Source organism: Acinetobacter bouvetii DSM 14964 = CIP 107468, assembly GCF_000368865.1.
Classification (GTDB): Bacteria; Pseudomonadota; Gammaproteobacteria; order Pseudomonadales; family Moraxellaceae; genus Acinetobacter; species Acinetobacter bouvetii.
Genome location: NZ_KB849725.1, coordinates 222,301 through 234,606 on the forward strand (window position 1 = coordinate 222,301; position 12,306 = coordinate 234,606).

Sequence of the window (12,306 nt, forward strand, 5' to 3'; positions counted from 1 at the left end):
ACAGCATGTTAGATGATGTTGAGTGGGGTGAGTATCAGTTAAAAGATTTGTTTTCTATTGTTGGAACAAAATCATTAGATAGTAATGCTGTTAATTTTAGGAAAAGTGGTATTAATTTTGTCGGAAGAACATTTAGTGATAATGGGATACAAGGAAAAATTGAAAAGCAAAGCTTTGAGCCAAATGAACCTTTTACTATTACCGCAACAGTGATAGGGAACTACAAATATGTAAAATTCCAAACACAACCTTATTATTGCTCGCAAAATATAAATAAATTAAGTCCAAAGGAAGTTGTTAGTAAGTGGAATAAAAATACAGCATACTTTTTCATATCCTATATTCAAAAGTTTGTTTCCACTTTTGACGGGCAGCAAGGCGGTTATAAATTAGAGGATATAAAAAATCATAAAATACAATTGCCTGTAAGAAATGGTGAGATTGATTTTAACTTTATGGAAAAACTTATTGGAGTTCTTGAACAGGGATATATGCAAAAAATAAATACCTATTTAAGGGATACAGGGTTAAATGATTATACTTTGACTGATAAAGAAAGAGAAATATTGGAGCATTTTGAAGATTGGCAGTGGGGAGAGTTTAAGATTAGTAGTCTATTTGAAAAATTAAGTCCTAAAAATAAGAATAAAAAATTTGATAAAAAAGATGATACAAGTATGGTTCAAACCACAGAGTTTAATTTGCCATTAGTTAATGCAAAAGTTGGTGATAATGGGATTATGTTTTATGGACGTGAAGGTGATTTTGACAGTGCTGAAATGGTACTTGATGTTATAAGTAATGGCGCTATTGCTACAGGTAGAGTGTATGCTCAACCTCATAAAGTAGGTGTTCTTTGGGATGCGTATCTGTTAAAAGTTAAAGAACAAATGATGACCAAACAAAAATTATTATGTTTGGCTACATGTTTAGAAAAATCAATTAAATTAAAATTTGGATGGGACAATAAGGCTGTGTGGACTAAAGTTCAATATGAAAAAATCTTACTTCCTATAAATAACGGCCAACCAGATTATGTCCTCATGCAAACATTAATTTCAGCTATACAAAAGTTAGTGATTCGTGATGTAGTGAGTTATGTCGTTAAAACAGAATAAAAGATATACGTGTTATATGTTTATCTGAATTAGGGTAAAGTGCAATTTATCCTCTCAATTCATCAATAAAATTTGACCATTCCTGCATCATCTTTGTTCTGTACTCAAGATGTTGAGCATGGTTGTATGCTTGAGAGACGGCATTACCAACAGTATGTGCTAACTGTATTTCGATTGCGTCATGCATATAACCTTGCTCATGTAATGTTGTTGAAGCAAGTCCACGAAAGCCATGCCCCGTCATTTTACCTGTGTAACCCATGGTGCGAATCGCACTTAAAAGAGCGTTGTTGCTTAGTGGTTTAGCTGTACTGTGATTATAAAATACAAATTGCTTGTTACCTGTAAGAGGTTGTAGGACTTCAATGAGTTCAATTGCTTGTCGAGATAAAGGAACAATATGGGGTAGAGCCATTTTCATTTTATAAGCTGGAATGCGCCACAACTTCTTTTCAAAATCAATTTCATTCCATTCCATGTTTATGAGTTCAGCTGTCCTCACAAAAGTTAAGGTCATGAACTGTAATGCTGTCTTGACTAATATGTTACCGTGATAACGATCCATACGTTCTAAGAAAGGTGGAAACTCAGAAATATCTAAGCGAGCCATATGCTTTACTTTACGGGGCTTTAGAGCTTCCTGAAGGTGGGGAGTTGGGGCGTTTTCGATAAGACCTTTCCGAATCGCATAACGAAAAATACGCCCAGCTAGAGGGATAGAACGCTTAGCCATTTCTTGTGCACCACGTGCTTCAATCTTTTTGGCACATGCCAGTACATCTTTGCCTTTAATCTGGTCAATAGGTATATCACCTAATTCTGGAAATAGATCCTTTTCAAATACAGATAAGTCACGTAAATAAGTCCCTTCTTTAATTACAGGCTTGCGATCTTCCATCCATTCCATAGCAAGGGATTTAAAAAGAATGCTTTCATCTATTTGTTGTAAGCGTTCATTTTTTATAGCATTAGGGTCAATATTATTGTAAAGCTGAATACGTGCTTCATCACGTGCACGGCGAGCTTGAGCAAGTGTGATCTCTGGATAGCTACCAATAGTTAGAGTGCTTTCACGGCCATTAAATCTATATTTTAAACGCCAAAACCTTCCACCTGAAGGTGTAACCTCCAGATATAGTCCTTTTTCGTCAGAATAGCGCTTTTTTTATCTAGTGGCTTTATTTTTCTAACTTGAGCATCAGTAAGCATTTTGAATGGTATCCGTGCAAATTGGGGGACGAAAAATAACTTAGAAAGTCTGTCCCTCAATTATCCCCCACGATATGGGGGGATTGCAATGGATGCGCTAGGATTTCACAAAACAATAAAAAAGGCTTAAACCTATGTAGTTTAAGCCTTTCAGTACCCCGTTGGATGCTACGGGAAGCTAATTTGGCGGTGAGAGAGGGATTCGAACCCTCGATACGCGCAAACGTATACACACTTTCCAGGCGTGCTCCTTCAGCCACTCGGACACCTCACCATATGCGCGGTGGATAATAACCAAAAAATACCGGACTGCCAAGCTGAAACAATTGATTTAGAGAAAAACTTTTGCCTTGATGATATGATTCGCAAAAATACTGTCTAAAATTGAAGACATAAATATGCAAAGTCCTGCACAAAAAGCCGCACTGCCTGCGATTACCTTAGCAGCCTTAGGTGTGGTATTCGGAGACATTGGCACCAGCCCGCTGTATGCGCTGCGCCAATGCTTCCTCACTGCGCATCTAGCCATTTCAGAAGCGTCGGTGCTGGGTATCCTGTCGCTGATTTTCTGGTGCATGATGCTGTCGATCAGCTTCAAATACGTCACCATTATTATGCGCGCAGACAATAACGGCGAAGGCGGCATTATGTCTTTGCTGGCGTTGAACCTTCGAACCACGCTGATCAGTGACAAAAAAAAGGTTTATTTAATTGCATTGGGATTTATTGGCGCATCGCTGTTCTTTGGCGACGGCATTATTACGCCAGCAATTTCAGTGCTGTCTGCAATTGAAGGCTTAAGCATTGCGACGCCCATCTTTAACCAGTGGCTGGAACCCTTGTCGATTGGCATTCTGACGGGGCTGTTTTTAATCCAGCGTCACGGTACAGGCACCATGGGTAAATTTTTTGGCCCAATCACGCTGCTGTGGTTCATGTCTATTGGCTTCTTCGGCATATTGAGCATTTTGCAGACCCCGCATGTACTGCTGATGATCAATCCAGCTTGGGCGTTCAGTTTTGTGGTCAATCAGCCTTATGTGGCCTTTTTGACTATGGGCGCCGTGATTCTAACCATGACGGGCGGCGAGGCTTTATATGCGGATATGGGGCATTTTGGCCGCCTCCCAATCAAATTGGCATGGTTTATTGTGGTGATGCCTTGCCTGCTGCTGAGCTATGCCGGGCAGGGCGCGCTGCTGCTGCGCAATCCGGAAGCATTGGCAAATCCGTTCTATATGCAAATTCCAGACTGGGCGCTGTATCCAATGATTGGCTTGGCGACAGCCGCTGCGGTCATTGCTTCTCAAGCGGTCATTACGGGCGTATTTTCGATGGTGAATCAGGCCATTCAACTGCGCTATTTGCCGCGTTTGACGGTGCGCCATACCTCAGATGTAGAACGCGGGCAAATCTACCTGCCGTTCATTAACTGGACGCTGTATATCTCAGTGCTGATTTTAATTCTGCTGTTTGAAAACAGCGAAAATTTAGCCAGCGCTTACGGTGTTGCCGTGACCATGACGATGCTGTGCGGCACGATCTTAATTTCTGTATTGGCCTATAGCTTATGGCGCTGGCCGCTATGGAAAGTCGCGCTTTTTGCAGTGCCGTTCTTATTGCTCGATTTTATTTTCGTTGCCTCAACCTCGCTGAAAATTCTTTCAGGCGGATGGGTGCCGATTTTAATTGGCGCAGTGCTGTTCACGATTTTAATGACTTGGAAAGATGGCCGCGCGCTGGTCTTTAAACGCCTGGAAAAAGATTCATTGCCGATTGATTTGTTTATCAAAAGCATCGGCTTCAGCAATGAAACCAAGTTTGTGCCTGGGGATGCGGTATTTTTAACCGGAACGCCCAATATTGTGCCGCATGCCATGCTGCATAATATTAAGCACAATAAGGTGCTGCATGAGCGCAATATCATGGTGACCGTGATGACGCGGGATATCCCTTATGTGTCAGACGCGGAACGCTGCCGGGTCGAAAAGCTAGATGACCGTTTTTACCGCATTACCCTGGATTATGGTTTTAAAGATCAGCCGAATATTCCAGAGGCGCTGGAAAAAGCCTATGCAGAATTAGGCTTTGAGTATGATTTAATGCAAATCAGCTTCTTTATTTCGCGCGACCGCATTATCCATACTTTGGGGGAAGGCATGTCGCCTTGGCGTGAAAAGCTGTTCATTTCCATGCAGCGCAATACCAGTCCAGTCAGTGATTTCTATCAGATTCCAACCAACCGCGTGGTGGAGCTGGGCAGTCAGATAGAGATCTAGCGGGCGCCAAATCAGAACAATAAAAAAACCAGAGCAAGCCTCTGGTTTTTTTATTGCGCAAAGATAAGCTTTCAACTTATTGCGCAATCGCCTCCGCCGGAGCTTGCGGCGCTTCAGGAGAGGCTTGAATTGCTGTATCAGCCACTGGTGTTTCGGGCGCAGCCTCAGCAGCTGCATTGGCATCCGGCAGTTCTGGTGCGGCGCCTGACATGCTGTCGCTATTGGCAGGAGCCTCCGCATTCACTGGGGCCGCTGAAGAAGAGGACAGAATCGGCGCAGCGGCGGCTGTATTGGCAGGCGCCTGCATTTCAGTCTCGGCTGGCTCTAGATTCAGTGCGCTTTGCGGATCCTGAGCTGCTGCTGGGTTTGCCTGATCGGCGCCAAGATTGGCATTAGCAGCTTGGGTATTATTCAGTTCGGCTGGCGCCATGGCATCAGCGGATGCCTGCTCAACAGCAGCCTGATTGGCCTGTGCAGCATCTAAGGGCTGTGCGCCGGCAGGTGCGGGCTCACCGAGGGCGATGCTGGCTTGCTGCGCTGCGGCATCGGCAATACGCACTTGGCCGCTGGCCACTAATTCCTGAATAGAGCCTTGCTGACCGTTGACGGTGGTGGTGATTTTCACTTGTGACAGGCTTTGCAGCGTATCGCCCGGCTGAATCGGCGGCTCTGCCATGGCCGCGGCGCTCATTAAGCCGGAGATGAGGCCTAAACCAATGATCTTTGCTTTCGCTTTCGTCTTAGAATGCATAACGACTCCCAAATAATAAAATTCTTTTGCATATCCTTCGTCGTTTTACCTTGTCATAGTTATTCTGCCAGTTGCAATGAAACACACCGAAAGTCTTCAATCGCGCGTATAAAGTTCAATACATGCGCGACAATTTGTTACACCGACTGCTGTATTGTTGGACAATTTTTGCATAATTGTTAATCAAAGCAAAAAAAGCTCCGTATACTTCCTGCAGGGCGCTTGCTAAGCTCGTGAAAAATAGTTCTTTTTAAATGTAAATGTTGTGGTAATGGCCAAAAAGAAAAGCAGTTCAGGGCAGATTTTGACCCGATTATTCAATCAAAATGGCGTCAAAATGATTTTAGGCGTAGTGGCTGCAGGAAGTTTTGCCTTTGCATTTGGACAAGAAAAAATACAGCAATTTGTTGCATCGGCAACGCCATCCAATTCGGCATGTCTGGATCAATTTTACCGGGATGTGCCGCCGTATTTAATGAAAGACAGCCTGAATAAGCACAGTTATCCGCTGTGCTTCAACGGCTTTAATGTCATGTATTCAGGCGTTTCAAAAACGCCACTGTGGGTGGCGGAAGCGCTTACACCAGAGCGCTTGAGCCAGAAAATCCCGCGGGAAGACAGTTTCCATGAAGAACCCCGCGTAGCGCAAGAGCATCGGGCGCTGCTGTCGGATTACCGCGCTTCAGGCTATGACCGCGGCCATATGGCGCCGAATGCCGACATGCCGACTAAAGACGCGCAGTTTGACAGTTTTTCCTTGGCCAATATGGTGCCGCAGGCGCCCAAAAATAATCAGCAGGTCTGGCGCGAGCTGGAAGAAGCTGTTCGCGCCTTAGCAACCAGGCAAAAGCAGGATGTCTATATTGTTTCAGGCCCCGTGTTTGCTGCGAAAAAGCTTAAAACCATTGGCAGAGGCGTGATTGTACCGACCGCCACTTATAAGGCGGTATATTTGCCAAAAACAGGCGCAATCGGCGCCTACTACGCGCCAAATGATAATTCACTGCAGGTGAAAATTGTCAGTGTCTGCTATTTGGAAGAGCAGCTGGGCATCAATCTGTTTCCGCAGCTGACAGAAGAACAGAAACGCAATACCTATAATTTGCCCTTAAAGGCGACGGCCGTGAAAGCGGCCAAGCCGATTGACTATTCGCACTGGGATGCTGAGAGCCAATGTGCGGAAGAGGTAGATAACAGCGCGCTGCAGGCCATGCAGAAGCAATTTAAATCCGCAGGGGGGACATCTTCTCATGCGCAAAACCAGGATGCTGCATCTGGGCTGGATGCTTCTGCACAGGATGCAATTGTCAAACAGCTGATAGAAGCGCTGCTGCAATATATTCTGCAGTTGTTGAAATAATGTTCCTGCATTAGGATGGCAGGAATGCGGTGCAGATTTGATAACAACAAGATAAGGGAAAATTATGTTTAAGCCTTATGAACATGGCACAGAGTCACATGCAATCCATGATTTAACCGTTGAAAATGCTGCTGATTGCGTCAGCCTGTACGGCAATTTGCAGCTCACCAAAGATCAGGCGGGATTAAAGGCCGCCAAAGCGCTGCAGGCTGTACTGAATGATGTCGTAAAAGCGCTGGAAAGCCAGGCGGATTTGCCTGAAACCGTGCCGCAGGAACAGGGCCAGGAAATTGAAAATCCATTTCTTTAAAATCCATTCTGTATAAAAAGCAGTCCGCATGGAATATAAAAAAAGCGCCATAAATGCGCTTTTTTTATGAGGCATATGGCCCATTTGCAGGCTTCAGCAGTTTGGAGCTTAGCCTGCTTGGGCCACATCTATAAATCAGCGCGCCCATCACTTGGGAAATCATATAGGGAATGAGGTCTTTGCTGCCGAAGCGCCCGCTAGTCCATCAGCCAATATTGACGGCGGGGTTGAAATGTCCACCGGAAATGTGGCCAAGGGCATAAGCGCCAGTGAATACCGTCAGGCCGAAGGCCAGTGCGGCTCCTGCGGAGCCGATGCCGAGCTCAGGAAAAGCCGCAGCCGCCAAAGACCAGCCAAAAGGCGCCAATTCATTCTGCAACATATTTATTTATAAGCTCTCCAGAAGCTGTTTTTTGTGATGGATACTGATTATTTTTATAAGATACTGAATTTATTGTATTATTTATGCCAGAATAATGACCTAAAGAGAATTCCAGCAGCCTAAAGATTGCGCTGCCGCCATTGCTGAGGTGTCAGCTGCTGCCATTGCTTGAATGCCCGCTGAAAAGCGCTCTGTTCTGAATATCCCAGCAGCAGGGAAATTTCCTGCAGGCTTAAATGCGGATCGCGCAAATATTCTTCAGCCATCATGCAGCGGATTTCCTGCATGCGCTGCTGATAGGTCGTGCCTTGCTGCTGCAGATGGCGCTGCAGCTGGCGTACAGAAATATTCAGCTGAGTGGCAATATGTTCAATTTGAAATAAATTTTTCTGCAGCCCTGTTAAGATGGCCTGCTGCAGCCTGTGGTCGGTTTGGGTAGTATTCGGCAGTTTTTCCAGCAGCGCATGGGCTTGCTGCGTCAGCAGCTGCTGCAGGGTCTGATCGCCCTGAAAAAATGGTTTTGACAGTTCCTGCACCTGCATCAGCACCTGCGAGCAGGGCTGGGAAAAGCGCACTTTGCAGCGGAAATACTGTTCATACAGCGCTACATGTTTAGGAGCTTCAGACTGAAAATGAACTTCATGCAGGCTGATATCCTTAAAGTCCATAAAATGCTTTAAAAAACCGACCATCAATGCAATGGCAACTTCATCGGTCAATTGAGTCGCCATGTTTTTAGGCAAGTCAGACCAGCGGATCGAGAGCAGGCCATTTTCTGCCGAGACCTGCAGCGGTGAGCCGTCATAAACCAAACGGTGAAAGTCATGATAGCGGTGCAGCGCTTCCCCCAGACTTTCACAGGACATGGCAATATAGGCGATGATGCCTAAATGTTTAGGCTGAACCAGTTCCGCAATTTGCAGGCCCAGCGCCGGACGCTGCAGCTGCTGATCCAGCGCCGTCAGCAAATCCCGCCATAAGATATAATCAAAGCGTTCTAAATTTTGCACCCGCGCCAGCTGTTCTGGAATAGCCAGCGCCTGCGATTGATAAAACGCGTAAAGCAAATGTCCAAGGCCGCCGTAGACTGAGCCGGTATAATTCTTAAGCTGCTGCATTTTTTATTTTTGGATATTGTCGTAATTTGTCAATAATATTCAAAAAACAGGTCAAGATCTAGTCTTTTGCATTCTCTATAGTCAGTTGAATAGAGGGAGAACGCATATGTTGAAAGGTTTTATCGCGGGTTTGGTGATTGCGAATGGATTTGAATGGGTTGCGCACAAGTACATCCTGCATGGCACGCACCGTGCCGGCAAGCCGCGCTACAGCCCTGTGCCGGACAGCATGAAGTCGCATTGGGAACATCACCGCGAGGTGCGGAAAACGGACTTTCACGATCATGGCTATGTGGAAGGATTCAGCAATTGGCGCACCAAAAATGAAATCATTTCATTGGCGGTGGTTGCAGGCGTTTTTGCGCCGCTGTTTTATCCGGTTTCTAAAGGCATGAGCCTGTCTGTACTGTATGCGGCCGGCAATTATTACTACATTCACCGCCGCGCGCATTTAGAGCCTGAATGGGCCATGAAGAAAATTCCGTGGCATTATGACCATCATATGAATTCCAATCAGGATGCCAACTGGTGTGTCACCAAGCCGTGGTTTGACTATATCTTGGGAACCCGGGTGATTTCATCGCCAGAACTGCAGGAATTAAACCCGCTGGGCATCACTTTGCCGAAGGCGCTATCCGATGGCTTGAATTGGGCGGTCAGCCGCATCCGTCCTGCGAAATGGGTCGAGAAGAAAGCGGTAATGCTTGAAAATGCGGCCGCTTAAGGGATTTCTGCCGGAAAAGGGCATAACGCAGGACAGTTTGTCGTGTTTGGTCAATAATTTGCGGCTTTATTGTCAATATTTCGAGGCAGTGTTTATTTTATAGTCGCTTAATCAGAGGCATTCACCTGTCTCCGTGAAACTGTTTGTATATTTCACTGGTCATTTAAGATAACCGAGCGCTGTAATTTTCTTGGTTTATAGGAGTCTAAGGACTCCTTTTTTTTGCCTGCTGTTTTTTCTTTCAGTGCGGCATTGATGCATCTTGCTGATCAGCTTGCAGCGCTGTCATCATCCAGCGCCCGTTCCAGTCTTTAATCTCCCCTGCAGAGCGGAAACAATAGCGTTTGCTGTGCTGAAGCTGCGCCATCTGCGGAAGATGTTTTAAAGCAGGCGGATCAGCATTGAATTCGATAAATTGATATTGATCCGTTCGGAATTGAACAGCCGTTTCATGTTGGCCTTTCCGGCCCCAATTGAATTTAACCAGCTGGATGAATTCAGCGCATTGGCTTTACTGCTGATGTGAATCCAGCGCTTTTTGATAGCGCATTTCACCATATTGATTTAGACCAAAGAGATATACATAAAAATAGCTGCAAATGAGCAAGAGAATAATGATGGCTTGGGTTCGAGAGTTGAGTTTGAGCAGTACAGAAACCGGCCACATGGCCAATAAGCTGCAGAGGCCGATTAGAAATATCAGCTGGTCTAAATACATGCTCTATTCAATTTTAGTCAGTGTAAAGAACAGTCCATTCCGGTCTTTAGCGGAGGGCGTGTATTGGAAACAAACATGCTGCTCTGGCTGCAAGCTTGTTAATCGCGGAAGTTGCTTTATCACTGGCCTGCTGCCGGTAAAGCTAAATGAAACGCCCAGTTCATTTGAAAACGTATAGATATGTTCAACGCGGTCTGATCGGCCAAAACGCTCATGCACCACTTTTGTCTGCTCAATGAATTTGCCGCAATGGCGAATTTGATTCGGAGACTGTAACGCTTGTTTATATTTCCAATGATGGTAACGCGTGACGCCGCTATAAAGTGCGGCACCCATGACCGCAAGTATAAATAACTCAACTATCTGTTTTGAAGTGATAGGCATTTTTTAGTTTCAAGATATTCATTTTATTGTGTTTATTATATCGTTAACAGTTTAAGTATGAATCTCTATTTAAAATAAAAAAGAGCGCTGAAGCGCTCTTTGAAATCAAATTTTTATGCCGCCGTTAATTAAAGGCGCATTTCAATGCCTTGCTCTGCCAGATATTTTTTCGCTTCTGGAATGGTGTATTGGCCAAAGTGGAAAATCGAGGCCGCCAATACCGCATCAGCGCCGCCTTTTAAAATGCCGTCCGCCAAATGCTGCAGATTGCCCACGCCGCCGGAGGCAATGGTTGGAATGGTGACGCGGTCATTGATATTGCGCATCAGTTCCAAGTCATAGCCTGCTTTGGTGCCGTCCGCATCCATAGAGGTGACCAGCAGTTCTCCTGCGCCAAATTCCGCCATTTTTACGGCCCATTCAATCGCGTCAATCCCCGTTGGCTTGCGGCCGCCGTGGGTGAAAATTTCCCACTTATTGTCGCCGGTTTTTTTGGCGTCAATGGCCACAACAATGCACTGCGCGCCAAAACGCTGTGACGCTTCCTGCACAAATTCAGGGTTATAAATGGCCGCTGAGTTGATGCTGACTTTATCTGCGCCGGCATTCAGCAATAAGCGGATATCTTCGACTTTACGCACGCCGCCGCCGACGGTCAGCGGCACAAAAACCGACTCCGCCATGCGTTCAACGGTCCGGTAAGTGGTGTCACGGCCGCTGGAGGTTGCGGTGATGTCCAAGAAGGTGATTTCATCTGCGCCTTGTTCATTATAGCGGCGCGCTACTTCTACTGGATCGCCTGCATCACGGATATCAAGAAATTGAACGCCTTTCACCACGCGGCCGTTGTCGACGTCGAGGCAAGGAATAATACGTTTAGCAAGCATAATTTTTTCCAATAATTACAGCCGATTATGAAACTCACCCGCTCAAGCGCTACACCTTGGCAGATTCAGCGGGTATTCTATCAAACTTAAGTAAGATTTTTCGCAGGTTTTCTATGTCGGTTTATACCACTTTGACTTTAAAGGAAGTTCAGGACTTCACAGCGCCATATGGTTTAAATGTGGCTGACCTGATTCCGATTCAAGGCGGAATTCAAAATACCAACTATTTTATTGTCTGTGAAAATGGCCTGCAGTATGTGCTGACGATCTTTGAAGAGATGGATGAGCAGGGCGCCGGCGAATTGGTGCCGGTGCTGGAGCATTTGGGCCAAGCGGGGCTGGCGGTGCCGGTGCCCTTATCCTATCAGGGCAAAGCCATTCACACGCTAAAAGGCAAACCTGCACAGATTGCGCCGCGCATGCAGGGCGAGCATCCGATGCCTGCGTCACTTGCGCAGGCGCAAGCCATTGCCGTGGCGCAGGCCAAAATGCATGTGGCGCTGCAGGATTTTCCTTTAGAGCGCGCGTTTTACCGTGACCATGCCTATTGGCGTCAGGTCTCGCGTGAGGTGAAGCCGAGCCTGAACGATGCAGACGCCATGCTGCTGAATAATCTGCTGGGTGTGTATGATGCCTTGACGGCGATGTATCCAAACCGTCCCAAAGGCTTTATCCATTCAGATCTGTTCCGCGACAATACCTTATTCGATGGCGATGAGCTGAAAGGCATTTTAGATTTTTATGAATTAAATAAAGATGAATGGCTGTTTGATATAGCCATTACCTTAAATGACTTCTGCACAGAATATCCAAACATCACCTTAAATGAAGACAAAGCGGTGGCATTCTTAAATGCCTATGAAAGTGTGCGCCCGCTGACAGCGGATGAAAAAGCGTGCCTGGAACTGTATTTGGCGATGGCGGCGGGGCGGTTCTGGATGATGCGCCTGCAGGTGGCGCAGAAAAATGCGGCTGAAGGCCGGACTGGCGGCGATATTCTGCAGAAAAATCCTGCTGAAATGCGCGATATGCTGATCGAACGCCTGAAGTTTGTCACCGCTTAATT

12 protein-coding genes, 1 tRNA gene and 2 pseudogenes are annotated in these 12,306 nt (G+C 46.0%); 6 read left to right on the forward strand and 9 right to left on the reverse strand.

What is annotated here, in order from left to right; genetic code table 11:
• Nucleotides 1-5 precede the first annotated feature (5 nt).
• Complete coding sequence (locus F941_RS01025) at nucleotides 6-1,118, forward strand: restriction endonuclease subunit S (protein ID WP_005006857.1); 1,113 nt, start codon at nucleotides 6-8, stop codon at nucleotides 1,116-1,118.
• Nucleotides 1,119-1,164: 46 nt separating this feature from the next.
• On the opposite strand, the pseudogene F941_RS01030 reads toward F941_RS01025, so the two are convergent.
• Nucleotides 1,165-2,327: pseudogene (locus F941_RS01030) on the reverse strand (tyrosine-type recombinase/integrase).
• A gap of 184 nt (nucleotides 2,328-2,511) precedes the next feature.
• Nucleotides 2,512-2,601: transfer RNA gene (locus F941_RS01035), tRNA-Ser, on the reverse strand.
• A 124-nt stretch (nucleotides 2,602-2,725) separates the two neighbouring features.
• On the opposite strand from F941_RS01035, the gene F941_RS01040 reads away from it, so the two are divergent.
• Entirely contained in the window at nucleotides 2,726-4,606 is a 1,881-nt protein-coding gene (locus F941_RS01040; protein WP_005006860.1) for a potassium transporter Kup, read from the forward strand.
• A gap of 76 nt (nucleotides 4,607-4,682) precedes the next feature.
• Here F941_RS01040 and F941_RS16850 read toward each other — a convergent pair whose 3' ends face one another.
• The gene (locus F941_RS16850) at nucleotides 4,683-5,357 is read right to left on the reverse strand and encodes a hypothetical protein (RefSeq protein ID WP_005006861.1); all 675 of its coding nucleotides are present in this window, start codon (nucleotides 5,355-5,357) and stop codon (nucleotides 4,683-4,685) included.
• 271 nt (nucleotides 5,358-5,628) lie between these two features.
• On the opposite strand from F941_RS16850, the gene F941_RS01050 reads away from it, so the two are divergent.
• The gene (locus F941_RS01050) at nucleotides 5,629-6,717 is read left to right on the forward strand and encodes a DNA/RNA non-specific endonuclease (protein ID WP_005006863.1); all 1,089 of its coding nucleotides are present in this window, start codon (nucleotides 5,629-5,631) and stop codon (nucleotides 6,715-6,717) included.
• Nucleotides 6,718-6,781: 64 nt separating this feature from the next.
• The gene (locus tag F941_RS01055; protein WP_005006865.1) at nucleotides 6,782-7,027 is read left to right on the forward strand and encodes a hypothetical protein; all 246 of its coding nucleotides are present in this window, start codon (nucleotides 6,782-6,784) and stop codon (nucleotides 7,025-7,027) included.
• Between the two features lie 139 nt (nucleotides 7,028-7,166).
• On the opposite strand, the pseudogene F941_RS16340 reads toward F941_RS01055, so the two are convergent.
• Both F941_RS16340 and F941_RS01065 read right to left on the reverse strand, forming a co-directional pair.
• A pseudogene (locus F941_RS16340) lies at nucleotides 7,167-7,395 on the reverse strand (aquaporin); the annotation flags it as partial.
• Between the two features lie 133 nt (nucleotides 7,396-7,528).
• Complete coding sequence (locus F941_RS01065; RefSeq protein WP_005006870.1) at nucleotides 7,529-8,527, reverse strand: AraC family transcriptional regulator; 999 nt, start codon at nucleotides 8,525-8,527, stop codon at nucleotides 7,529-7,531.
• Between the two features lie 106 nt (nucleotides 8,528-8,633).
• Between F941_RS01065 and F941_RS01070 the strand changes: the two genes are divergently transcribed.
• Entirely contained in the window at nucleotides 8,634-9,251 is a 618-nt protein-coding gene (locus F941_RS01070) for a hypothetical protein (protein WP_005006872.1), read from the forward strand.
• A 241-nt stretch (nucleotides 9,252-9,492) separates the two neighbouring features.
• Here the strand turns inward: F941_RS01070 and F941_RS16800 are convergent, their stop codons facing one another.
• From F941_RS16800 to hisF, 4 genes are all read right to left on the reverse strand, one after another.
• Complete coding sequence (locus F941_RS16800) at nucleotides 9,493-9,618, reverse strand: hypothetical protein (RefSeq protein ID WP_018573015.1); 126 nt, start codon at nucleotides 9,616-9,618, stop codon at nucleotides 9,493-9,495.
• Between the two features lie 144 nt (nucleotides 9,619-9,762).
• Nucleotides 9,763-9,969: a hypothetical protein gene (locus tag F941_RS01075; protein ID WP_005006873.1), complete on the reverse strand. Its 207-nt coding sequence runs from the start codon at nucleotides 9,967-9,969 to the stop codon at nucleotides 9,763-9,765.
• A gap of 3 nt (nucleotides 9,970-9,972) precedes the next feature.
• Nucleotides 9,973-10,353, reverse strand: coding sequence for a hypothetical protein (locus F941_RS01080; RefSeq protein ID WP_005006874.1), 381 nt, complete (start codon nucleotides 10,351-10,353; stop codon nucleotides 9,973-9,975).
• Nucleotides 10,354-10,481: 128 nt separating this feature from the next.
• Nucleotides 10,482-11,240: an imidazole glycerol phosphate synthase subunit HisF gene (gene hisF / locus F941_RS01085; RefSeq protein WP_005006877.1), complete on the reverse strand. Its 759-nt coding sequence runs from the start codon at nucleotides 11,238-11,240 to the stop codon at nucleotides 10,482-10,484.
• A 113-nt stretch (nucleotides 11,241-11,353) separates the two neighbouring features.
• On the opposite strand from hisF, the gene F941_RS01090 reads away from it, so the two are divergent.
• Nucleotides 11,354-12,304, forward strand: a complete 951-nt coding sequence (locus tag F941_RS01090) for a homoserine kinase (protein WP_005006878.1) — start codon at nucleotides 11,354-11,356, stop codon at nucleotides 12,302-12,304.
• The last annotated feature ends 2 nt before the right edge of the window (nucleotides 12,305-12,306 follow it).

Coding starts and splice junctions, on each gene's coding strand:
- F941_RS16800 (WP_018573015.1), bottom strand. CDS start 9,618: ATGGCGCAGCTTCAGCACAGCAAACGCTATTGTTTCCGCTCTGCAGGG.
- F941_RS01050 (WP_005006863.1), top strand. CDS start 5,629: ATGGCCAAAAAGAAAAGCAGTTCAGGGCAGATTTTGACCCGATTATTC.
- F941_RS01070 (WP_005006872.1), top strand. CDS start 8,634: ATGTTGAAAGGTTTTATCGCGGGTTTGGTGATTGCGAATGGATTTGAA.
- F941_RS01065 (WP_005006870.1), bottom strand. CDS start 8,527: ATGCAGCAGCTTAAGAATTATACCGGCTCAGTCTACGGCGGCCTTGGA.
- F941_RS16850 (WP_005006861.1), bottom strand. CDS start 5,357: ATGCATTCTAAGACGAAAGCGAAAGCAAAGATCATTGGTTTAGGCCTC.
- F941_RS01040 (WP_005006860.1), top strand. CDS start 2,726: ATGCAAAGTCCTGCACAAAAAGCCGCACTGCCTGCGATTACCTTAGCA.
- F941_RS01025 (WP_005006857.1), top strand. CDS start 6: ATGTTAGATGATGTTGAGTGGGGTGAGTATCAGTTAAAAGATTTGTTT.
- hisF (WP_005006877.1), bottom strand. CDS start 11,240: ATGCTTGCTAAACGTATTATTCCTTGCCTCGACGTCGACAACGGCCGC.
- F941_RS01090 (WP_005006878.1), top strand. CDS start 11,354: ATGTCGGTTTATACCACTTTGACTTTAAAGGAAGTTCAGGACTTCACA.
- F941_RS01075 (WP_005006873.1), bottom strand. CDS start 9,969: ATGTATTTAGACCAGCTGATATTTCTAATCGGCCTCTGCAGCTTATTG.
- F941_RS01080 (WP_005006874.1), bottom strand. CDS start 10,353: ATGCCTATCACTTCAAAACAGATAGTTGAGTTATTTATACTTGCGGTC.
- F941_RS01055 (WP_005006865.1), top strand. CDS start 6,782: ATGTTTAAGCCTTATGAACATGGCACAGAGTCACATGCAATCCATGAT.